Origin of the sequence: Pseudomonas sp. MS19, assembly GCF_013277615.1 — a bacterium.
GTDB lineage: Bacteria > Pseudomonadota > Gammaproteobacteria > Pseudomonadales > Pseudomonadaceae > Aquipseudomonas > Aquipseudomonas marincola.
The window spans coordinates 47641-67720 of sequence record NZ_VBTO01000001.1 but is presented as its reverse complement, the minus strand read 5'-3'; the positions used below and the strand labels follow the sequence as shown (position 1 = coordinate 67720).

The following is a 20080-nucleotide window of genomic DNA, read 5'->3' as shown; positions in this document are numbered from 1 at the left end:
CAAATCTGCGTAGTTGAGCGCAGTTTGGGAAGCGACTCTGCTTAGGGTTGCCCATCCAATTGTTGCAGGCGGCTTAGAACTTCTTCGCAAGATCGTGGGTGGTAGATCCAGTTCCTGAATTTCGGGTTGTACTCGCCGCCCAGCTCGTTACGCCAGGATTTAAGCAGCTCTGCAATTTCCGGATTGAATGACCAGGAGCGTACGGCAACTGAACCTGTGGGCAGTATTCGAGCGGACATCCACATCCCCATGATCGTGTAACGGTGCTCGATGCATTTGGCTTGGGGTTCCGCTGCAGGGGGCTTGGCTGGAATGGATTGCCAATCAATTGCCGGTAGCAATGGCATTGGTGGCGGTTCGGGATAGATCCACGATTTGTTGCGTGTCTGTTCCAGGATATGGACTTTCACCTCTTCCGAGGGAATGGGCTGCTTGTTGAACAGCAGTTCGCTGAGGTCTATTTCGACAGTATTTATGCCAACGGTTTTGATCCGCTCCAGCTTTTCCTCGCTAATGAACGAGGTGACTGCGATTTCAATGAATAGCTGGCTACCGTCTCTAAGGTGGGCAACCAGGTCTGGTTGGAATCCTGGCTGCGGGACTTCTTCATCCACGCGTTCGAAATCCCACCAGCTGGATTTGTCTTCGCTCTCCGGCCAAGTGCCTGGCATTGGGGGCAGTTGCAGGCCGAGGTGATTGCGGATGACTTGCTTGGCGTAAAGGTGCAGCAGGCTTTCGCGCTGGATGAAGCAGCTTTCCTTGTTCGAGTGATGGGAGAAGTGATGCTCACGAATCATACCTTTGCGAGCGACTACCGGCTCACCGCAACATATGCAGGTGCAATTGCAGGCAAGCCCGCGCAGGGCGGTTTTAATGGTGATTAGTTGGCCGTTTGGGGCGAGAGCAACGAACATGCTCATGGGGTAAGCCTCTGGTGTTAAGACGGCTTAAAGAGTCATGATTCGAGCAGGTTAAAACCTCCCCCGAACCCTGTATAAAGGGTTCGGGAGGGTTCATGGAGATGCTTGGGCCCCTTTATTTACGTGGCCTCTGGAGGGATTGTGCTGGAAGTGATGCGTTGTCTGGATGAAGAACTGCGGCAGTCGCCTGCACCAGATGTAAAGGCCTACAAAGTGATCCGGGTTTTGCTGGATGCCAGTATTAACGCCCTGGTAAAGGGCAATCAGGACCCTCAGACCTTTGACCGCGCGACCTTACTGGAAATCTGCGATCCGAAGGTGAAGGCAGCCGGCCGCGATCCTGCGCGCTGGCTATCAACCTCCACGTTGGAAACATTCCTGGACGCCCGAATGAACTCGATTCGGCGGCGTGCGGAGCAAATAGGCTTGAAGCATTTGCCGGTGATTGCCAGCAGTGAAGCGAAGGGTGGAGCAGGCAATCAGCGGATTTACTGGCTCGCAACTCGGCCGGTAGAAGCTGGTGATGGCGGCTCACTGGCTGTGCAGGCGCAACGACAGATCGTTTACACCAGAACGGAAAATGGCGAAGTTCAGCCGGCATTATTTTTACGGCTGATTTTCCGCGAGGGTGTGCTGGAGAACCGGAGTTGGCGTGGCTTGATGATGTTTATCACCGTTATGTTCGGTATGGGCTCTCTGCTGCTTTGGGTATTGGCTTCGATATGGAGCCTTTCCACGATTGATCAGGCGCTCACGCTACGCCAGCTAGCCAGCAGCGTTTTAGTGGTCTTTCTTGCTTGGTTCATATGGCGCGGCGTACATCAACCGTGGATCGAGTTGGTGGACAATCGGGTCGTGAAAGCAGCGGCTCCGCTTCTTGCACTCAAGGAAGACTCTGCCGAACTCGAAATGTACCGTGATGACGCTAAGAGACCTTGGACGAGGTTCGTGCGCTTCTCAAGCGAATGCCCATTTTGTAGTGGCCGGGTTTTGCTGGCGGAAGGTAAGCCCGATCACCAGATGCCGCTTGTAGGTCGATGCAGTGAAAGTCCGCATGCGCACGTGTTCAGTTTTGACAGGGCTAGGTTGTCTGGGGTGTATATCGGGCCACCTTTGGGTTGAGCTATTAGAGCGGAGCGCCAAACATACACCGGATGCCGACGCCGCTCTCTTTTAGGAGTTGTACTCCTGTGCGTGGAGCTTCAAATGGTCGTCAAATGACGACGGAGTAGGGGGCACCCGCAGGCGGCAGATAACGTCGTCCTCTGGGGATTCACGAAAGCCGCGCTGGCGTAGTTCCGTAAGTAAGCGTTGCCAGTTGCCGTAACCGAGTACATGGACGATCACGTCGACATCTTCGGTAAAGCGCACGGCCTCGCGGGCGAAAGCATCGGTGATCAGCAGCGCGGTGGTGCAGCCGCCGACAAAGGCGACCTCACGCAGCAAGTCCGGCCCCAGTGCATCAGCCACGGTTTGCAGCATCTGCTCCTGCATACGCCATTCAGCTGCCATCGGGTTCGCCTCGCAGCTGTTGCGTTAGCAGGGTTTTGGCCAGGCTGGCCTCGCGCTCATTGCCCAACCGGATGGCGTCCACCAGGGCGAGCATGGCGTATAGCGCTTCATCCTGACGCACGGCATTGGGTACGCTTTTGAACAAGGGTTCGATGCTTTGGCCCATGTCGCTGCCCAATGCATCCTCCCAGACATAGATGTGCTCTCCGCCGGACAGCAGCTTACCCGCCAGCACGGGCGCAGCGTGCGCAGTGGCCAGGCCGCGCACGATAGGGCCGGGCCGTACCGGGAACACGTATTTCAAACCGTGGGCGAGAAATTCGTTGAGGGCGCGGGTGTTGACCTGCGGCAGTGCGCTGTTGCGCCCCAGCTTGGCGAGCCCTGCGGCAATGCAGCGGTTAAGCGCATTACTGACTTCGGATTTGCTGATACCGGTGGACTGCTCCAGCGCACGCATGGAAAAGTGCTCGGCCGCTTGCTCGGGTTTGGGGTGCTGGTTTGCCAAGCTAACCAGCTTGAGCATTAGCAGTATGTCTTGGCCTTTCATCATCGTAGTCGCTCTCCGTCCACTGTCCATGGACTGAGGACGGTTTGCTGGCCGGACAGCTCACCTGTCAATGCAGCCCAATGGGGCGAGCGTAGTGACTAGGTCTGGCTTCCGATGGCATTAATTGGCATCTAATGGCAGCTAATGCCATTAGATGCCACGCTTTGGCCGTGCGAAGCCACTGAGTGGCATCGGAGCTTGCAGTTTCGTTTGAGAAGGTGCCGACGGGCCTCGATAATGGCTGATTTGCCGTATTTTCCTGGCAAAAATACTGCTGTATCACAGGGTGCACGCATCACGTGTATCACATGCTGCACGCCTCTCTGTATCACATGCTGCACGCCTAAAAATCAGTGCGAGACTATTACGGGTAGACGAAAAGGGTGATACACCGCGATCTGAAAATGACTGCCTTGCATGTCGAAGAGATCGATTCGGCGTGCCCAGCCCAACTACAACGTTTGTGGTGCTGGCAAGCTGGGTGCGATTCGTCCATCACCGTTGCCTCCACTCATAATTCGGGAGCCCGTTGACTAAAAAACAAAGCCCTCTGCCAGCTGAGTCATCAGTTCCTCGACAAGCCAGGTCCCAGCTGTAGATGTCAGCATCTGCAGTGGCGAGTTACCCGAGAATCGGTCTTTTGGCTGCGAGAGCCAGCGCTGCGCTTTATCACGAGAACCGAACAGCAGTTCGGCCAGCACCACGGCATGCACAACTCGCAAGAATCGATCGCTCTCGCCTGCAGATAGGTGATGAGCAGATGTGGCACAAGGGGCGATCATTTCACACGCCAGGCGTGCTTTTAAGACCGCCCCTGACGAGATCTGCTCGCAGGCATGGGCATTGACGTCACCACTCCTGAGCAGCTTTGCCAACTGAGCCACAGGGATGCCTTTCATTATGTGCGTATGCACGTCTGCATCAGTTGCGTTCTCGGGCAGGCCCAGCAGCCTCGCCCTGCGACGACGGTAATCATCCCCCTGGATCCCTAAAAGCATGGAGCACCTCAGATGGCAGAATTAACGCGGCCTACGTAAGCCAGCTCGTTGGCTACGTATTGGAATCTAAGCTCTCGATGGTTGAATAGCCAAGCACAATTACGTAAGTTGCTGATATTAAGTAACCAATCGAGACCCTCAATGCAAAAGTCAGATGCCCCAGCACACAGCACAGCTGTCTTTAAGCGAGTCACTTTCTCTCTGACAAATCAGATTAGCGAGGAAATTGATCGGCTCAGCCTGGTCCCCCGTGGATTCCGGGCCTCTCGTTCTGATGTAGTTCGTGCAGGGGTAGCCGCCCTAGCAGCAATGACCGAAGAGCAAATCGTGGAGCTTCTGGATAAAGCCCGTCGCGAATAGCTGACTGAATGCGCAGCTCATCGGGCAGCGGCAGGCTGGTTTCTGTGAGTCGGGAAGCCATGCTACAAATGCGCGCTTACGTAATTTGCTTAAGTTAAGCGCGCCGACTATAATCATCATGCCCCCGTATATAGCCATTGCGGGCTCTTCAAGAGCTGCGCTCTGGAAAGGTTGCCTTAAGGTCACTGCTAAATGCAGGACGCTCAGATACGAGCTAGCTGCAGCTGCCTAGAAGGCATAGCTGCTCGTCGAGGCAGTGAAAGATGACCGTGTAGCAATTGCGCTTGTTTATCCAGGGCGAGATATGACCCATCGCTGCTAGATCTGATCCAGCAGCAGGGGAAGCTCGCCGACCAATTGCTGGAGAATAGAGTGGCCTTGAATTCGCCTTTTCATGACATCTACCTGAGCATGCCGATCGAGGCGACATTATTGCCGGAGCTTCACGGCCTGTCGTATTGGGGACGAACTGTTCACGAGATTCTTCATGAGGTGAATCCACTCCTCATGCGCTGGTTGGCCGAGAACCAGAAGCTGCAGGCCTTCGTCGAGCGGAAGCAAGCCCATCTTCAACTTGAGGCTTTGAAGCTTGAAAGAGAATGGCGAGAGCTTAACCCGCTGCGTATTGATGCTGGCTACCAGGCACGTGTTTGTTGGCTAAGGCATTGCAAGATGGCGGTACGGGAGATGCTGATTGATGAAATCACCAAAAGCCTAATACCAAGCCCCACAGCTGCATAGAACCCCGCCCTCAACCCAATTAATTCCAGGAGTTGCAGCTATGTCAGAGGTCAGGTCTTTCATCATAGGGGTTTGGACGTACTGCGTTTATCTGCCGCTGTTCCTTCTATTGAGCGTTGCAGCTGGTTCCTCCAGAGCCTTCTTCGATTTTTTCTATCCGACTGGCTACAAGCCTTGCAATGAGATGGCTGATGCGTTTGCTGAAGCGTGTGCCAATCGACCAGCTGGATATACGGTCAGACTGCCGTGGGTGGATAGCGATGCAAGTGTTTCGCTGGCATTGAACAACACGGGCCGCCTGCTTTCCTATGTCGCCATTAAAAGTGGTTGGTTTGGTCTGGCGGTGAGAGAGTCCGGCACCAAATACAAGCCATTGCGTAGCTATCGCTACTACTACCGTCGCAGCTTGACTGGAAACTGGTTCGCAGAAATCTGGTCGGTACCGAAGTCTGGTTTTATTGCTGCCATCTTGGCCATGCCTTTTGTGGATATGGCGCGGGACGTGATGAAAGGGGTTACATACGTTGAAGGTGAGTTTGTGCCCCTACCAGGGCATGAAGGCCTTCTGCTTCTGCTCGCTGGGCTGCTATTGGTGGTCTGTTTCCTTCCTCGTGCAATGCTCGGGCGCGGCACTCACTTTGCGGCCATAGCACCTATCAATGGCGGTGCCTTCGGTGGTTATGGCTGTGCACAGGTCATTAACTGGGGTGCCGCTATAGGTGGTCTTTCATACCTTTGGCTTGCGATAGGTGCTGAGTGGAATGTGGTAGCACTGATGAGCTTCATCACTACAAAACTTTCGGCGCTTGGCAGTGCGTTCATGGAGGCGATTGCGAATCCAGAGCTTCAAGATCTGTACATGATCCCCGCAATAGTTTTGGTGGGAATCCTGTTTGGCATGGCCTGGACTGTAATACCGGCGGCGGCCTTCTGGTATGTCTCCCTTCGCTTCATTGCGGCACGTAATGCCAAAGCCCAGCTTGAGGCTCTGCCAGTCAACTCTACTCAGGCGGCCATGTATGACGGCAGTGATTTCCAGGTTGCTGCTGATTTACGAGCGCCTCAGATTTTCTTGGGGTACTTGGCTTATCTCGGGATTCTGCTGGGGATCATTCTGTATCCAATTAGTGCCAGCATTGCTGGGCAGGCATGGAGCAAGCATGAGGAGGTTGACCCCGCTAGATGGAATGCGCGGGCTTCGGCGTACTTCAACCAGAACGTGCCGGCCATGAAAATTCGACCCGACCAGGAGTACCACCTGCAGGTTGTCGAAGGCGAACGAAAAAGTGGCAAAAGGGTCTGCGAGGTTCGCGCTTTCATAAATGGTCGGGAGATAGGCTTTCGTGAAACAAAGGGGAACGGTCCCTTTTACGACGGCTTCAATGCCTGCGACTACCGGGGTGTCCACATTCGCTACTCGAAGGAAAATGGTTACAAAGTCTCAACCAACTCTCTGTCCATGGAGGGGGTAGATGTTCTTGTCGTGGCCAAGTCTTTGCACAACAAATTCTTCAGCATCTATGTCAACTAGCGATCTGGTTATTGATCCGCTAATGGAGCTCGTGGTGCCGCGAATATTCACTGGTTTCGAGACTGAAACAGACACTGGTGTATCACCCTAAATGCCCTACCCGTAATAGTCTCGCACTGATTTTTAAGCGTTCAGCCTGTGATACAGGTTAACCGTTCAGCATGTGATACATCTCATGCGTGCAGGCTGTGATACAGCGCTATTTTGTCGATTGGTTATATAAATTTTGGTGGAAAACTGCTGCTCTTGGTATTGGTCGACCGAGTTTTTTGGTGCGGATCGAACAAATATGCCGTTCAACAAAAATCATCGGCATTTGCCGAGAGGGTTGCGTGGCAGACCGTGCCACTTTCTGCCACGCTCAGCCAAATAATGGCATGGCGTGCCACGTATCACATGATGCACTGTTTTTTGATTTATGGATTTTGTGGCATGCCGTGCCACGGTTTGCCAGAAAATGGCACAACGTGGCATGACGCACGCGATGACCTGACAGAAAAGTCTGACTCACTCAACGACTCGCCAGGATCCAAATTCAGCAATCAACAGGTCACCCCCTGATCGAAAGCCAAGAAACTGAATGCAGCGAAGGGAAGCATGAAGGCATGAGGAATCAAGAGCGTTGCTACGCCGCATGTCCGATCCTCCATGATGAGCAGATCGAGGCCTACCTCAATAGTGGTGAAGTCCCGACTGGGGCAGCCTACCTGGAAGTGCCGCAGAGCAAGGTCGTGCGTCAGCGCGGCTTTTGGCTGCGCTCTCATCATCGCATGCACCACACGGCCACGCTGTTTCTGATCAGTGCCGACGTGTATGCGATGAATGCAGATGATCATGCCGACCGTCGTGATCAGATTTATTGCTACCGCAGCCAGACGGCGCAAACCGCCTACCTCGGACGAGTCGACGAGGTTGATTGCCGACACACAACCCTCTCGCCGTTGATTGAAGGTCTGCACGATCCGCTGCATATACAGTCGTGCAATCTCGTTTATGTCGGCCGCGTTATTTCCGCGATGTAGTTAGGAGCGCTTATGGCGATTTCACTTGAGCTATGGCGGCAGCTGTTCGAGCGGGCGCATGGCCCCGGCGAGTTGATGCATGGCAGCGATATGTCCAACGTCGAGGCAATCGAGTGGGCGAGTGAGCGATTCCCCGATAGCAATTTCTGCCTGGTTCGAGAATGGGTTTGGCACGAGTTTTTATTTCCTGATGATGTAGCTAGCGAGCTGCGTATGCAGCAGATTCAGCCGGTGATGATTCGCGCCAACTATGTTGTTTTCGATAGCGCGGACCGCTTCGATCAAGGCAATTGGGTGCAGTCGTCTGGGCTCCGTTCGTTCAGTGAAGGCTTTATCTTTCAGACTCGAAACACAGCTTACCTGCTCCTCGGCCTCGGCTATCGAAAGTCCGTGGCGAAAAACTAGCAATGATCCTGTTCCTCGATTTCGACGGCGTGCTGCACCCGGATGCCGTCTATCTACGACTCAACGGCGAGATCGAGCTGCGCGCCGATGGCCATCTGTTTATGTGGGCGGATCGACTCACTGCCGCCCTGGAGCCATACCATGACATCAGGATTGTGCTGTCCACGAGCTGGGCGCGACACCTCGGTTTCCGGCGCGCCCGCAAAGCGCTGCCTGCCAGCCTCGCCGGCAGGGTTGCCGGTGCGACCTGGCATTCGGCCATGGGCCGAGGCTGGCCCGACTACATTCCTTGGGACGATCAGACGCGATTCGAGCAGATAGCGGCCTACCTGAGCCGTCTCCCCGGCGCGGTGCCATGGTTGGCAATAGACGATGACGATAGGGGCTGGCCCGACACCCAGCGCAGCAATCTGGTTCACACAGACGGAATGCTCGGGTTATCTGCTGATGATGCCCAAGTCGAGCTAATCAGCCGGCTACAACGCCTGAAAACTGAGTCAGCACTTCACCTTTAGCAGATCGCTCCAGGACGTTGTAAAGCGCGGGCTCAGCCTCTCGCGCTTCATCGAAAAGCCCTGATCCGGCGCGAGCCTGGCGGGCCTAATCGTTCCCCGCCCTTGCTTGGCGTTGATCGCGTCAATGGTGGCCATCAACCGATCGCCTCCAGGGCGTGGAGCCGGCGCGAACAGATCAGGGGTAAACCGGCCCGGCTCAACGAAATCCATCAGCACCACCCCAGCCTTTGCGTACGCCGGCCCCAGCCGGTAGATCGCCTGCAGGCCACTCAGCGCCGCCGCGACGAGATCGCGGGTATCAGCTGATGGGTATGGCAGCGCAACGCACACGCCGCGACTGTATGCCTCGCCCCGTTGATCGAACGGGCTGGAGCGAACGAATACTTGAATCGCCTGGCATAGATGCCGCTGGCCCCGCAGCTTTTCGCTCGCCCTGGTAGCGTATCCCGCAACTGCTTCCTGCAGCTCCTGCAGAGTATGTTTGCGCTCACCGAACGACCTGGTGCAGGCAATCATCTGCCTGGGTTCCGGCCCTTCTTCCAGAGCGAAACAAGCCTCTCCGGCTAGCTCACGTGCGGTGCGCTCAACATTGACGTTGAACATTCTGCGTAAGGTTTTGCGGTCATAGACTGCAAGATGCAGCGCGGTCGATACGCCTATGGTATTTAACCGGGCCGAGATTTTGCGGCCTATGCCCCAGACTTCACCGACTTCGGCCAGGGCCAGCAGCCGGCGCTGCCGGGCTGGATCGCGAAGATCAACTACGCCTCCCGTTGCCGGCCATTTCTTCGCCCCCCAGTTGGCCAACTTCGCCAAGGTCTTTGTGGGTGCGATGCCCACCCCGACCGGAATGCCCACCTCGCGCAATACGCGGGAGCGCATCTCACGGCCCAGCTGCTCAAGGTCGCCTTGGATGCCCTGCAGATCGAGAAATCCCTCGTCGATGGAATAGACCTCTATACGCGGGGCCATGGTGCGCAGCGTCCGCATGACACGGCCAGACAAGTCGGCATATAGCGCGTAATTACTGCTGCAGGCGATCAGGCTGTGCCGATCAACCAGGTCGCGCAGCTTGAAGTAAGGTTCGCCCATTTTTATCCCGAGGGCCTTGGCCTCGTTGCTGCGGCTCACAGCGCAACCATCGTTATTGCTCAGCACCACGACAGGCCTGCCATGCAGCTCGGGGCGAAACAGACGCTCACAGCTCACATAGAAATTGTTGCAATCAACCAGGGCGAACATGGTGATCAGCCCCGGCGTAGTGAATGCAGGTTGTCTGTCACTACGCCCCAGATTTCGAGCGCTTCGCCATCCTGCAAGGTGATCGTGGGGTAGGCTGGGTTGGCGGCCAGCAGCATCGGCCGACCCTTGGCGTCATAGCTCAGCACCTTGGCTGTGAACTCACCCTCAATCAGAGCAATAACTACCTCGCCCTGGTTGGCGACCGCAGCTCGGTCTACCACCAACACATCGCCGTCATAGATGCCGACCCCGTTCAGGCTATCGCCGCCTGCGCGCACCAGGTACACGCTTGGAGCCCTCACGTTGACCAGCTCGTCGAGCGACAGGTATGTCTCGGCATAGTCATCTGCAGGGCTGGGAAACCCGGCACTGACACGGGCCTCGATCATTCGGACGAGGACTGATGATGGCCGAATGCGGCCGAGGATGGAGGTCATTCTGCGTTGTCGTAATGCTGTATGGATATACATATTACAGCGTTTGGACGGTGGAGCAACTTCAGCTCATCTGATTACCCAGGAGTGTGGGTGGCTCAGGGGCTGATTGAGCTGTGCCAGCGCGCACTTTGGCCGTCACGCGACACCGCCCCACTCGATTGCGTGCAAAACACGGATTACCTGGAGGGTGCCAATCTCCGTCTCGCAAAGGGAGGTTGGCGTATTACCGCCCAGGCCATAGTTAGCTGTAGCCATCCATGCGGCGGTCACAGCGTTGTCTCCGAACACCTCGTCGGCGAGGACGAAAACTTGGGCAAGATAGTCTGGTAGCGTATTCACTAAGTCGCCCGATGCCGGTTTCATTTCGCATTGCGAAACGCGCACTCCATCAAGATAGCGGCGTACATCGGCCAGCTCGGTCATCCGGCCCGACAGCATGAACTGCAGCGCGCTTTGGCCGTTGAAGGGAGCGGCCTGGTTTGGCTTGCTTACCCAGTGATAGGCATTCTCCACCTGGTTGCTGAAGATGATCCTCAACGACTTGTGAATACCCATCAGGTAGGAAATGCGCTCCATCAGATCATGGCTCAGGCGCACCTCGGGCAGGCTCTTGTACTTGTGGTAGGTGGTATTGCCGACCGAGCCGAGTAGTACCTTCTGCTCGGCCACTGAACAGCCCCACTTTTCCATCAAGCCAAAGAAGAATGCGAGCGCGACCTTACCCGCTTGAGGGGTGTCGATGAAGGCTTGTGGCTGGCTGATCATGTGATCAGCACTTGCTGTCGCTTGATCGCTATGGTTTTCAGCCAGGTTAGGTAGAGCGCAATTACCACGGCACAGATGGCAGCTGCAGTCACGGGCATGACCATGGAGCCGACAACAAGGGTGACGCCTGTGCTGGTTGCGCTACCAGAAATGACACTGAGCTGCGGATTCGAGCGCCACGCCGCGATGCCGCTGCAGATAATGTCTGTGAGCAGCAACAGGGCTGCAATGAGTGCGGTTTCAAACTCAATCATCTGTCACCTCAGTAGCGGACTTTAAATGTCGGCGAGTCCTCCGGCCGCGAGTTGCGCCGGTCATAGATTTTCGTGGTGCTGATGTTCGCGTGGCCCAGCCACTGCTGGACCTTTGCAATGTCGGCCTCATTTTCCAAGGCGTTGGTCGCCGCCGTTGCGCGCAGGCCATGTACACCCAAACCCATGACCTCGATGCCTGCCGCTTTGGCATAGCGTCCGACCAAGGCATAGATGCCATCCGCGCTAAGGCCTGCGCCCGTTGCCTTGCCGCGCAAGGGCATAAATAACGGTGCCTCACTCTGCACCAGGTGGTGCCCGGAGGCCTCTAGGTAAAAGTGGATACGCTCCAGGGCAACCGGGTGCATCGGCAGGTAACGCAACTTGCCGCCCTTGCCGTGCACACGCAGGTGCTTGATGCCCCGGCGCTCCTGCATGTCCTGTACGTAGAGCCGTGCGGCTTCTTCACGGCGTAAGCCGTGGTACAGCAGCACCGCCAGTACGGCGCGATCACGTAGCCCCTGCAGGGTGCCCGGGTCAGGTGCGTCGAGCAGCGCCTTGGCCTGGTGATCACCGAGTGCCGGCGTTTTGCCTTCGTTGGTTTCAATCTTCGGCCGCTTGACCCCGTGCACCGGGTTGCCACCGGCGACGGCGTTGCTGTCGAGCAGGTGGTCGAACAGGCTGGCCAGAGCGGCGAGCTTGCGGCGGACGGTAGCCCCTGAGAGTGCGCGGCCTTCCAGCGCGGCGCGCCAGGCCAGTACATGGGCGCGGGTTACCTCACGGAACTGCTCAGGCCCGGTCAGACCGATGAACTGGCAAAAATCGCTCAGATCGCCCTGGTAGGCTTTGCGGGTACGTGGGTTGTCCAAGTTGGCGAACCACTCAGTGGCGGCAGGTACCTCTGTCAGTACCTGAAACTCAGCGGCCGTCAGTCGGCGCTCTGTGAGTGCAACGCCCGAGGCGCATTTCGCAGTGCTAAGTGGGTTATTCATCCTGGTTATGAGCACCGTCAGAAGGCCGAGGCGTTTTGCTGAGGATCAAACATCGCGAACCGTCAGCATCATGCTGCTCGCTCAAATAGAGTGAGTCACCGACCCCCACGCCAAGCTCTGCAAGCAACTCATCCGGCAGCGGGACAATGCCACCGTCCTCGTCATCGTGCTCTATCTTCACCGTCCAGGTCATGTGCCTTTAGCCTCGCATGGCCGCTGAAAGTAATTAGCGCTCGTAGGGAGAGGTGAGGGTGAGCCCTCACCAACCAGTCCCACGGCACAGGTGGGTAGGGTAGCAGAAAACACTAATTAACTACCGATAACCTATTTTATCGTTAGTATTTTTTAGGGTAATGGTCTCGCTTGCTTTGTCCTCAAGGTCAGCGTGGCCTGCTTTGTGTGCTGCACGCTGATTTATCTGAGCTCGTAGGTAGCAATTAATTTTCATTTTTTTGGATGGCCGCTATTTGGATTTCTTGGGGACAGTGTGCTTTTTGAGCAGCTCTTGCAGCTCATTGAGAAATTGACGGCCTGCATGTTTGTCTGGAGTGAGCTCCTGATCTTGCATGTGTTCAGCATTACGTGGCCCATGCTGACGAGCCTTGGTATTGGGTACGAACTTTCCGACTTGAGCCACTGCAACCAGTTTTCGAAGTAACCCTATGGGGTTTCGGACTTTACCTGCCTCTAGCAGGGTCGCTATCTCATCGAGGACGAGTTGCCGTAAGTCCGCCGGGCATTGCTGGATCAGTTTCTGGGTAGCAGCTTGGTTCCTGCCAGTTAATTCATCGGGAAATGAGAGTGCCTGGGGATGGTTGCTTTGATCTGTTTTAGGTTCTTTTATGGTTCCTGGTGGTTGGGCTGACACTGGTGTCAGGCTTTCGCTACCTCTGCTTTCATCCTTATGTTCCTGCTTTTTCAGGGTTTCGTTTGCCTCTGCTGCAAAGGGTGACAATTTGGCCGGGTTAGTTATCCACAGGGGATTGATCCGATATTCTGTCGCAAACCCACGACCGCCATTCCCGTGTCTGACAGTGAGTAGCCATCCACTCTCACGCATCTGAGCGAGGTAGCGGCGAACGCTTCGTTCGCTCTGTCGGGTCTTCTTGGCGATATATGCGACGCTGGGGCGGATATTAGTGCCGTTGTCGTGTGCGTGGTCGGCGTACGCCAGGGCTGTCAGCAGCTCGCTGCCGCCTGCCGGGTAGTGTTCCCAGACCAAACTTGAGATTTTTATGCTCATAAGGACGCTGCTGAAGTAGGTTTGGGATGGTTAGTTTTTGATGCCATCGTCGATCAATTTCGCAATATCCGCTGTGCGAAAAAGTACTCGACGTCCCCATTTCCTCTTTGCAGCGTTGATGCTTCGGGCCCAATCGGTTCTGTTGTCTGAGAGGGTAATTCGCAGTCCCTCCGGGCTTCGGTGCATAACCTCGCCGAGTTGCTCGTAGCTCATAAGTATTCCGCAGCGTTCGGTCAGTATTTGTTGGGTTGTCGACATGGTGGTTCTCCTCGGTTCAGTTACGGTTCAATCCTAGGGGCATTTCGCAAGGTCGATTAAGAGTTAAAATTTGCCACTTGAAATTTGAGTAGACCCCTGTCTTTATTGGGATGTAGGGCTTTTTCGCATTTTTGTTGATTTCGCACCTGAGGCGCTCACAGCGTGTATGCAAATAAAATCCTGTGGCAGGAACATGCTCTCGAGCTACACCTTTGTAAGTCTCTCGGATGGCAGCGCGTGGGCATGTGGCGCCCGCTGGTCGTTGATATTTCACGCCATTCGGTGAAAGAAGCCATGAGGCCACTGCTTTTCAAGAAAATTCTCAAAAGGCATATCCGCGAGCAGCTTGAGGGTGTTGAGCGCTGCTCCGGGCTTCCAGGTGGTCAGCGCCTGATAGATGGACTGCGCTCTGCAGATGCATTTCTGAGTGGGCGAGAACTTAGTTGGGAGGCATTTGCCGACAAGGGGCGTTCCTTAAGCAATCTTCCTGGCCATTCATCGACATCGGCGCTGGTTTCGCTTGGGCAACTGATGGCAATGGCTCCAGCGATAAACGTATTTTTTGAATATGCTAAGGCGTTTCCAGCTCCAGGTTTTTGCACCATGTGCTGGCGATTTGTTTTGAGCGGAGAGAAGTACTGTCGGATCCATCGTGTTCCAGTTGGAGGGGCAGTCCAGCAGTCACAACGAGACAGTGATAGCTATTGGTTTGGTCGTAAGCTGTCGCCGCAGTTTGACGAGCAGCTTCGACGCCTTTCAGGCCACGCAAGAAGGGAAAAGCTACGTTCACAGTGGAAGGCGGTCACTGACATTGCACCTTGGCTTGAGCGCTATAGGCCGCTGGTATGGCGGTTTGTAGTTGGGCGTACTGGTATACCTGAAAAGGCCTCAGTATTGCCCTCCGTGATTCGCGCGTTAGATGAGCACAGCCTAGAAGTTGGTGTCTTGAATGAGCAACGTGCGGTTTTCCACAGCTCACTGCTGGCTGATAGGAAAGCCATTTTTGATCTTCTGCTTCGAGCCGAGGCGTGGTTGGGCGCTGCAGCAGAGCGCCGAGCTAACTGGGGCGGAAGAAGGGTTGGGGCCGGTAGGCCGGTAAAGGCGGTTAGATCAGCGCGTCAGCTTGTCTAGCTTGCTAACCAGATCTTCAGCACGCAGATGCGTATAGCGTTTCAGCATCTGCATCGACTTGTGGCCGCTGATGGCGGACACCTCTTGGTCGGATAATCCGCCCTCGACTAGTCGGCTGACGGCTTCGTGACGCAGGTCATGAAAGCGCAGGTCAGCCATGCCTAGTTTCTTCTTGAGCACCCCCCAGGTCTTGTTGAAGTTGTAGGCGCGGCGTTTGCCGTCCTTGCCCGGCTCGCCAAAGAACACCAAGTCGCAATCTATCGGGCGTGTTGGGTTGTTTAGCGCAGCTTCAAAGGTCTCTGTTGCCCATTTGCTGAGAGGCACAGTACGTGCGCTGTCGTTCTTGGTGTCTGAGAGGCGCACCACGCGCTTTTTCATATCGACCTGGTGTCTGCGCAGGGATGTGATCTCGGATGAGCGCATGCCTGTTTCCAGGGCGATGCGGACAATCCAGCCAAGCATGGGGTTGCTGTGATTGTTCACGGCAGTCAGCAGGCGGCGTTCTTCTTCGGCAGATAAGCGCCGGTCGCGGCCTTCGCCGGGGCTGGGTTTGCGGATGTTCAGCACTGGGTTGAAGCTCAGGCCCAGCCCCCATTCCTGAATCGCCACTGTGAACAGGTGGCTGAGTAGGGCTAGCTCCAGGCGTACGGTGTTGTTGCTGGTTGGCTTGCCGCGATTGGTGATCGAGGCTAGGCGAGTGTCGCGATAGCTGGCGATGATCTCGGCCGACAGGGCGGCCATGGAGTATTTGCCCAGGTGGCTGATCAGTTGCTGGGCTTTGGTGGCTTCGGCGCGCTGGGTGGTTGCCTTCTTGGTTGGGCTGATTTCGCTGAGGTAGCGTCTCAGTGCCATTTCTAAGGTCATGCGTTCGGAGCCGCTGCGCTGGATATAAACGCCCCTGACCATTTCGTCTTCGGTGCGGCGCGCCCAGTCTTCGGCGTCACGCTTGGTGCGGAAGGTTTTGGTGTTGGTCGGCCACCCGGTTTTGCGTACCAAGGCCTTCCAGGTGCCGGCATCCGTTTTTACGATGGTGGCCATATTTTCCTACTCCAAAAGCGCGCCGCTATACCGGCACTGTACTGAATTTGTACCTTTGGACTATAGGACTGGTCTAGCTGTTTTTTCTGCAGATGTGAAAAAGCCGCGCAGTGCGCGGCTTTAAAGGTGGTGGGCCCACACGGACTCGAACCGTGGACCAAAGGATTATGAGTCCTCTGCTCTAACCAACTGAGCTATGGGCCCTCAGAAGCGTGCGGATTATACCGGTGCCTTTCCTGTGGTGCCAAGGGTGGAGCGCGGATGAAGGAATTTATCTGCGAATTGTCCAGCAGTTAGTGCGGGGCTGACGATGTAGCCTTGTATTTGCTCGCAGCCTTCTGAGGTGAGGAATTGCACCTGTGCGTCGGTCTCTACGCCTTCGGCGACGACGGTCAGGTTGAGGTTGCGGCCGAGGGTGATGATGGCGCGGCTGATGGCGGCGTCGCTGAGGTCGGCGGGGAGGCCGCTGACGAATGATTTGTCGATTTTGAGCACATCGAGCGGCAACTGCTTCAAGTAGCTGAGTGATGAGTAGCCGGTGCCGAAGTCATCTATCGCCAGTTGCAGGCCTAATTTCTTGAGCTTGTGCAGGGCGCGCAAAGCGCCTTCGGTGCGGTTCATTATGAAGGTTTCGGTGATCTCCAGTTGCAGCAGGTTCGCGGGCAACTGGTAGCGCTCAAGCAGGGTGCTGATCGTTTCTGTCAGGTGCGGCTGGTGCAGTTGCAGGCTGGATAAGTTGACCGAAAGCGGGCCGAATTCTGCGTGGGTCTGTCGCCATTCATGCAACTGCCGGCAGGCTTCATTCAGAACCCATTCGCCTAGGGGCAGAATGAGCCCGGTGTCCTCGGCCAGCGGAATGAAACGGTCTGGGAGCATCGTGCCGTATTCGGGGTGATTCCAGCGCACCAGCGCTTCTGCGCCGATTACGGTTTGGCTGGCGAGGTCGAGCTTTGGTTGGTAGTGCAGCACCAGTTCGTTGCGTTCCAGTGCCTGGCGCAAATCGGTTTCCAGGTTGATGCGCGCACTGGATTTCGAGGTCAGGTCGACGGTGTAGCGCTCTACGCGATTGCGCCCTTTGGCTTTGGACTGGTACATCGCGGCATCGGCGTTTTTGACGATTGTGGCGACGTCTTCGCCGTCTACGGGGTAGAGGCTGATGCCGATGCTGGCGCTGATGTAGAACGTGTGATCATGAATATTGAATGGCTCGGTGAAGCAGGCGAGCAGTTTGTTGGCGATGGTTTCGGCATCATGGCTGTTGTTGAGGCCGGGCAGCAGGATGATGAACTCATCGCCGCCCAATCGTGACACGGTGTCGAGGTCGCGCAGTTGTTCCTTGAGGCGCTCGGCTATGACGACGAGTAACTGGTCGCCGACAGGATGACCGAGGCTGTCGTTGATGTGTTTGAAGCGGTCGAGGTCGAGGAACAAAACGGCGCCGTTTTGGTTATCTGCCTGAGCGTCACGCAAGGCGGCGCTGAGGCGCGTTTCAAATAGCAGCCGGTTGGGTAAGCCGGTGAGCGGGTCGTGGTGGGCCTGATAATCGAGACGCGCCTGAGCCTGTTTCAGTGGTGTGATGTCTGCTATCACGCCAACGTAATGGCTCAGGTTGCTCTCATTGTCGCGCACCTCGTTTATGGTCAGCCAAGCTGGGAAACTTTCGTTATTCAGGCGCCGGTTCCATACCTCGCCTTGCCAATGGCCATGTTCATTCAGGCGCTGCCACATCTCGCTGAAGAACTCGCGGTCATGTTGGCCGGAGGCCAGAATACGTGGCGTTTGGCCCAGAGCTTGGGCTTCGCTGTAGCCAGTGATTTCGCTGAATGCATGGTTGATGGCGGTGATGCGCTGCTGGGTGTCGGTGATGACCACACCTTCAATCGTGCTTTCAAACACAGTGGCGGCCAGTTGCAATTTAGCCTGCATGCTCTCGCGTTCGGTGATGTCGCGAATAATGCTCAGCAGGCAACTCTGCTCACCGATCTGGATCATTTGCGCGGAAATCTCACAGATGCACAGGTTGCCATTGCGATGGCGGATGCGTGATGTTTGCCGGCGTACGCTGCCGACGGTCTTGATCTGTTCGATCAGTTTGTCGCGGTCTGTGGGTTTCGCCCAGAGGCCAAGTTCCACGGTGGTTTTATGGCTGAGGACTTCGCGGTTGTAGCCGGTGATTTGTTCAAAACCCAGGTTGGCGTCTATCAGCAGGCCATCTTCGAGGCGGGTGATGAGCATGCCGTCGGGTGAGGCGTGGAAGGCCTTGGCGAATTTCTCTTCCGAGGTTTGCAGCTGTTTCTGAGTGCGCTTGAGTTGGGTGATGTCGCGTACGATGGCGATGAGCACCGGTACCTCGTCCAGCTGAAATGCCTGCACCGAGAGCAAGCCGGTGAGCTTGTTGCCGTTACGGAGTTGAAAGGGCATTTCGATGTTGCTCAAACTTTCGCCGTTGTTCAGTCGGCGGATTAATTCCGGGCCGGTGTTGGGCAGGCTCCAGAGGTTCATCTCGGTTGCGGTTTTGCCCAGTGCCTCGCTGCGCGATATTCCCGTCTGCTGCTCGAAGGCGTAGTTGGCATCAATGATGCGGCCATCCTCGCGCTGGCTGATGATCATCACGTCCGGGCAGTTCTGGAAGACCAGCGAGAACTTGAGTTCGGAGGTGCGTTTGGCCTGTTCGATATGTTTGGCTTCGCTGATGTCGATCATCAGGCCGCGTAAGGTTGGCTGCTCTTGTGCGGTGTCGATGGTGACGATTTCTCGAATCCACACGGTTTGGCCATCGGCGGCAATCATTCGGTATTCGAGTGTGTGATCACGGCCGGCAGCAGTCTCTGCCCGCCGGGTTTGAGTGGTCTGTTGATGGTCTTGCGGGTGCAGTTTGAGGGGCCAGAAGTCTGCTTGGCGCCATTGCTCCAGTGAGTAGCCCAGTAGCTTTTCAGCGTGCGGCGAGACGTAGCGATAGGCCGTCTCGCCAATGGCCGCCTCCCAGGTCACGGCGGAGAGGTTTTCAACCAGCCGGCGGTAATGCGCCTCGCTGCAGCGCAGTTCGTGTTCAAGCGTGGTCCGCCGTGCAATCTCCCCGCTCATGCGCCGGTTTATCATCAGCGTCAGCGCCAGAATCGCCAGCAATATGAGCAGGGCTGGCAGGCCGTAATCCAGCAGTGTTTGCCAGGTGTTGTTGTATTGCAGCTTGCCGCCGACCCAGGGTTCCTGAAGGGCGATCTGCTCGCCTGGGGTCAGGCTGGCAAAAAGCTTGTCGAGTATCTCGACGAAAATCGCATTCTGTTTTGGTACCGCCATCGCCAGTTGGTAGCGATAGGGCGTTTCGCCGCTGATGATCAGGTTGTCGATTTTCTGCTGATGCAGGCTCCAGGTACTTGATGCAATGTCACTGATCAGAACGTCGGCCCGGCCTGTAGCCAACGCTTGAAGGCCAGCGTTAACGCTTGGGACTTGCAACAGGTTGAGGTCTGGATGTTGCTGGCGTAGCAACTCATCGGGCGCGTAGTTTTTAACGACCGCTACTTTTAACCCGTAAAGCGCACGGATGCTGTCGGGGTGTGGGCCGTCCTCGCGGGCGAGAATTACGATTGGAAAGTCGAGATAGGGACGGGTAAATGCCAGCGTCTTGATGCGATCGGGTGTTGCCATAACGCCAGGCAGCAAGTCAATCTTGGCGTTTTTAGCTTGCTCAAGCACGGCGCTCCAGTTGCCTGGCTCAACGTGCTCTAACTTTATATTCAGGCGTTGCTCGATCAGGCGCACGTATTCCGCGGACAGGCCAAGGTAGCTATTGTTCGCGCCGGTAAACTCGAAAGGCGGCCAGCTAGGATCGGTGCCAAGACGCAGCGTGGGATGTTGCGCAAGCCAGGCCTTTTCTTCTGCCGTGAGGCCCAGCTTCGCCAATGCATCCTGCTGTGTGTGGTCTGCGGCAGGCGACCTTGCGGCAGGCAACCCTGTGGCAGGCAAACCTGTGGCAGGCACCCCTGCGGCAGGCTCTTCCGAGAAAGTCCGCCCAGCAGCCGATCCCTCTTGCAGGGGCGTTTGTGTGGCCGATCCATCATTCGCGGCCAGAGCGAGGGGCGTCCAGGGCTGCGCTACAGAGCACGCCAAGTACAAAAGAATGGCAGCGGCAATTCGCGGCATGCGGTTCTCATTCTGCGTGGGCATAGCTT

At 56.1% G+C, this 20080-nt stretch carries 21 protein-coding genes, 1 tRNA gene and 1 pseudogene; 7 read left to right on the top strand and 16 right to left on the bottom strand.

Annotation, left to right across the window (positions count from 1 at the left end; genetic code table 11):
• Positions 1–41: 41 nt before the first annotated feature.
• Positions 42–920, bottom strand: coding sequence for a competence protein CoiA family protein (locus FEZ62_RS00340; RefSeq protein ID WP_172926453.1), 879 nt, complete (start codon positions 918–920; stop codon positions 42–44).
• Between the two features lie 141 nt (positions 921–1061).
• Between FEZ62_RS00340 and FEZ62_RS00335 the strand changes: the two genes are divergently transcribed.
• A complete protein-coding gene (locus FEZ62_RS00335) occupies positions 1062–2042 on the top strand; it encodes a hypothetical protein (RefSeq protein ID WP_172926452.1) in 981 nt (326 codons plus the stop codon).
• A 51-nt stretch (positions 2043–2093) separates the two neighbouring features.
• On the opposite strand, the gene FEZ62_RS00330 is transcribed toward FEZ62_RS00335, so the two are convergent.
• From FEZ62_RS00330 to FEZ62_RS00320, 3 genes are all read right to left on the bottom strand, one after another.
• Positions 2094–2432, bottom strand: coding sequence for a hypothetical protein (locus FEZ62_RS00330; RefSeq protein ID WP_172926451.1), 339 nt, complete (start codon positions 2430–2432; stop codon positions 2094–2096).
• Positions 2422–2982, bottom strand: a complete 561-nt coding sequence (locus FEZ62_RS00325; protein WP_345940409.1) for a helix-turn-helix domain-containing protein — start codon at positions 2980–2982, stop codon at positions 2422–2424. Before FEZ62_RS00325 ends, FEZ62_RS00330 begins: the two co-directional genes overlap by 11 nt.
• A gap of 530 nt (positions 2983–3512) precedes the next feature.
• A complete protein-coding gene (locus FEZ62_RS00320; RefSeq protein WP_172926450.1) occupies positions 3513–3977 on the bottom strand; it encodes an MbcA/ParS/Xre antitoxin family protein in 465 nt (154 codons plus the stop codon).
• A 732-nt stretch (positions 3978–4709) separates the two neighbouring features.
• Between FEZ62_RS00320 and FEZ62_RS00315 the strand changes: the two genes are divergently transcribed.
• The 5 genes from FEZ62_RS00315 to FEZ62_RS00295 all read left to right on the top strand — a co-directional run bounded on the left by FEZ62_RS00315 (position 4710) and on the right by FEZ62_RS00295 (position 8551).
• Positions 4710–5078: a hypothetical protein gene (locus FEZ62_RS00315; RefSeq protein ID WP_172926449.1), complete on the top strand. Its 369-nt coding sequence runs from the start codon at positions 4710–4712 to the stop codon at positions 5076–5078.
• A 40-nt stretch (positions 5079–5118) separates the two neighbouring features.
• Entirely contained in the window at positions 5119–6609 is a 1491-nt protein-coding gene (locus FEZ62_RS00310; RefSeq protein WP_172926448.1) for a hypothetical protein, read from the top strand.
• Positions 6610–7214: 605 nt separating this feature from the next.
• A complete protein-coding gene (locus tag FEZ62_RS00305) occupies positions 7215–7631 on the top strand; it encodes a hypothetical protein (RefSeq protein WP_172926447.1) in 417 nt (138 codons plus the stop codon).
• 12 nt (positions 7632–7643) lie between these two features.
• Positions 7644–8036 (top strand): hypothetical protein, encoded by a 393-nt coding sequence (locus tag FEZ62_RS00300; RefSeq protein WP_172926446.1) that lies wholly within the window; start codon positions 7644–7646, stop codon positions 8034–8036.
• A 2-nt stretch (positions 8037–8038) separates the two neighbouring features.
• A complete protein-coding gene (locus tag FEZ62_RS00295; RefSeq protein ID WP_172926445.1) occupies positions 8039–8551 on the top strand; it encodes an HAD domain-containing protein in 513 nt (170 codons plus the stop codon).
• Here FEZ62_RS00295 and umuC read toward each other — a convergent pair.
• The 9 genes and pseudogenes from umuC to FEZ62_RS00255 all read right to left on the bottom strand — a co-directional run bounded on the left by umuC (position 8534) and on the right by FEZ62_RS00255 (position 13739).
• Positions 8534–9793: a translesion error-prone DNA polymerase V subunit UmuC gene (gene umuC / locus FEZ62_RS00290; RefSeq protein ID WP_172926444.1), complete on the bottom strand. Its 1260-nt coding sequence runs from the start codon at positions 9791–9793 to the stop codon at positions 8534–8536. The two genes, FEZ62_RS00295 and umuC, sit on opposite strands and share 18 nt — an antisense overlap.
• 5 nt (positions 9794–9798) lie before the next feature.
• Positions 9799–10182, bottom strand: coding sequence for a translesion error-prone DNA polymerase V autoproteolytic subunit (gene umuD / locus FEZ62_RS00285; RefSeq protein ID WP_242454847.1), 384 nt, complete (start codon positions 10180–10182; stop codon positions 9799–9801).
• A 183-nt stretch (positions 10183–10365) separates the two neighbouring features.
• Positions 10366–10593, bottom strand: a complete 228-nt coding sequence (locus tag FEZ62_RS20815) for an MbcA/ParS/Xre antitoxin family protein (protein WP_274600606.1) — start codon at positions 10591–10593, stop codon at positions 10366–10368.
• A 15-nt stretch (positions 10594–10608) separates the two neighbouring features.
• A pseudogene (locus tag FEZ62_RS20660) lies at positions 10609–10995 on the bottom strand (antitoxin Xre/MbcA/ParS toxin-binding domain-containing protein); the annotation flags it as partial.
• Entirely contained in the window at positions 10992–11249 is a 258-nt protein-coding gene (locus tag FEZ62_RS00275) for a hypothetical protein (protein WP_172926441.1), read from the bottom strand. The gene FEZ62_RS00275 and the pseudogene FEZ62_RS20660, both read right to left, overlap by 4 nt.
• 8 nt (positions 11250–11257) lie before the next feature.
• Entirely contained in the window at positions 11258–12238 is a 981-nt protein-coding gene (locus FEZ62_RS00270) for a tyrosine-type recombinase/integrase (protein ID WP_172926440.1), read from the bottom strand.
• Positions 12231–12431: an AbrB/MazE/SpoVT family DNA-binding domain-containing protein gene (locus tag FEZ62_RS00265; protein WP_172926439.1), complete on the bottom strand. Its 201-nt coding sequence runs from the start codon at positions 12429–12431 to the stop codon at positions 12231–12233. The genes FEZ62_RS00270 and FEZ62_RS00265 overlap by 8 nt, the downstream gene beginning before the upstream one ends.
• 270 nt (positions 12432–12701) lie before the next feature.
• The gene (locus FEZ62_RS00260) at positions 12702–13481 is read right to left on the bottom strand and encodes a helix-turn-helix domain-containing protein (protein ID WP_172926438.1); all 780 of its coding nucleotides are present in this window, start codon (positions 13479–13481) and stop codon (positions 12702–12704) included.
• A 30-nt stretch (positions 13482–13511) separates the two neighbouring features.
• Positions 13512–13739: a hypothetical protein gene (locus tag FEZ62_RS00255; RefSeq protein ID WP_172926437.1), complete on the bottom strand. Its 228-nt coding sequence runs from the start codon at positions 13737–13739 to the stop codon at positions 13512–13514.
• A gap of 162 nt (positions 13740–13901) precedes the next feature.
• Here FEZ62_RS00255 and FEZ62_RS00250 point away from each other — a divergent pair, with 162 nt between their 5' ends.
• Positions 13902–14870 carry a hypothetical protein gene (locus FEZ62_RS00250; RefSeq protein WP_172926436.1) on the top strand — a complete coding sequence of 323 codons (969 nt, stop codon included), beginning with the start codon at positions 13902–13904 and terminating at the stop codon, positions 14868–14870.
• Here FEZ62_RS00250 and FEZ62_RS00245 read toward each other — a convergent pair.
• The 3 genes from FEZ62_RS00245 to FEZ62_RS00235 all read right to left on the bottom strand — a co-directional run bounded on the left by FEZ62_RS00245 (position 14850) and on the right by FEZ62_RS00235 (position 20075).
• Entirely contained in the window at positions 14850–15908 is a 1059-nt protein-coding gene (locus FEZ62_RS00245; protein ID WP_172926435.1) for a site-specific integrase, read from the bottom strand. The genes FEZ62_RS00250 and FEZ62_RS00245 overlap by 21 nt on opposite strands.
• Before the next feature lie 127 nt (positions 15909–16035).
• A tRNA-Ile gene (locus FEZ62_RS00240) sits at positions 16036–16112 on the bottom strand.
• Positions 16113–16127: 15 nt separating this feature from the next.
• Entirely contained in the window at positions 16128–20075 is a 3948-nt protein-coding gene (locus tag FEZ62_RS00235; RefSeq protein WP_242454846.1) for an EAL domain-containing protein, read from the bottom strand.
• Between the last annotated feature and the right edge of the window lie 5 nt (positions 20076–20080).

What these genes read in the sequence shown, in the direction of transcription:
- FEZ62_RS00340 (WP_172926453.1), bottom strand. Translation starts at nt 920, where the DNA reads ATGAGCATGTTCGTTGCTCTCGCCCCAAACGGCCAACTAATCACCATT.
- FEZ62_RS00330 (WP_172926451.1), bottom strand. Translation starts at nt 2,432, where the DNA reads ATGGCAGCTGAATGGCGTATGCAGGAGCAGATGCTGCAAACCGTGGCT.
- FEZ62_RS00325 (WP_345940409.1), bottom strand. Translation starts at nt 2,982, where the DNA reads ATGATGAAAGGCCAAGACATACTGCTAATGCTCAAGCTGGTTAGCTTG.
- FEZ62_RS00320 (WP_172926450.1), bottom strand. Translation starts at nt 3,977, where the DNA reads ATGCTTTTAGGGATCCAGGGGGATGATTACCGTCGTCGCAGGGCGAGG.
- FEZ62_RS00310 (WP_172926448.1), top strand. Translation starts at nt 5,119, where the DNA reads ATGTCAGAGGTCAGGTCTTTCATCATAGGGGTTTGGACGTACTGCGTT.
- FEZ62_RS00305 (WP_172926447.1), top strand. Translation starts at nt 7,215, where the DNA reads ATGAGGAATCAAGAGCGTTGCTACGCCGCATGTCCGATCCTCCATGAT.
- FEZ62_RS00300 (WP_172926446.1), top strand. Translation starts at nt 7,644, where the DNA reads ATGGCGATTTCACTTGAGCTATGGCGGCAGCTGTTCGAGCGGGCGCAT.
- FEZ62_RS00295 (WP_172926445.1), top strand. Translation starts at nt 8,039, where the DNA reads ATGATCCTGTTCCTCGATTTCGACGGCGTGCTGCACCCGGATGCCGTC.
- umuC (WP_172926444.1), bottom strand. Translation starts at nt 9,793, where the DNA reads ATGTTCGCCCTGGTTGATTGCAACAATTTCTATGTGAGCTGTGAGCGT.
- umuD (WP_242454847.1), bottom strand. Translation starts at nt 10,182, where the DNA reads ATGATCGAGGCCCGTGTCAGTGCCGGGTTTCCCAGCCCTGCAGATGAC.
- FEZ62_RS20815 (WP_274600606.1), bottom strand. Translation starts at nt 10,593, where the DNA reads ATGAAACCGGCATCGGGCGACTTAGTGAATACGCTACCAGACTATCTT.
- FEZ62_RS00275 (WP_172926441.1), bottom strand. Translation starts at nt 11,249, where the DNA reads ATGATTGAGTTTGAAACCGCACTCATTGCAGCCCTGTTGCTGCTCACA.
- FEZ62_RS00270 (WP_172926440.1), bottom strand. Translation starts at nt 12,238, where the DNA reads ATGAATAACCCACTTAGCACTGCGAAATGCGCCTCGGGCGTTGCACTC.
- FEZ62_RS00265 (WP_172926439.1), bottom strand. Translation starts at nt 12,431, where the DNA reads ATGACCTGGACGGTGAAGATAGAGCACGATGACGAGGACGGTGGCATT.
- FEZ62_RS00260 (WP_172926438.1), bottom strand. Translation starts at nt 13,481, where the DNA reads ATGAGCATAAAAATCTCAAGTTTGGTCTGGGAACACTACCCGGCAGGC.
- FEZ62_RS00255 (WP_172926437.1), bottom strand. Translation starts at nt 13,739, where the DNA reads ATGTCGACAACCCAACAAATACTGACCGAACGCTGCGGAATACTTATG.
- FEZ62_RS00245 (WP_172926435.1), bottom strand. Translation starts at nt 15,908, where the DNA reads ATGGCCACCATCGTAAAAACGGATGCCGGCACCTGGAAGGCCTTGGTA.
- FEZ62_RS00235 (WP_242454846.1), bottom strand. Translation starts at nt 20,075, where the DNA reads ATGCCCACGCAGAATGAGAACCGCATGCCGCGAATTGCCGCTGCCATT.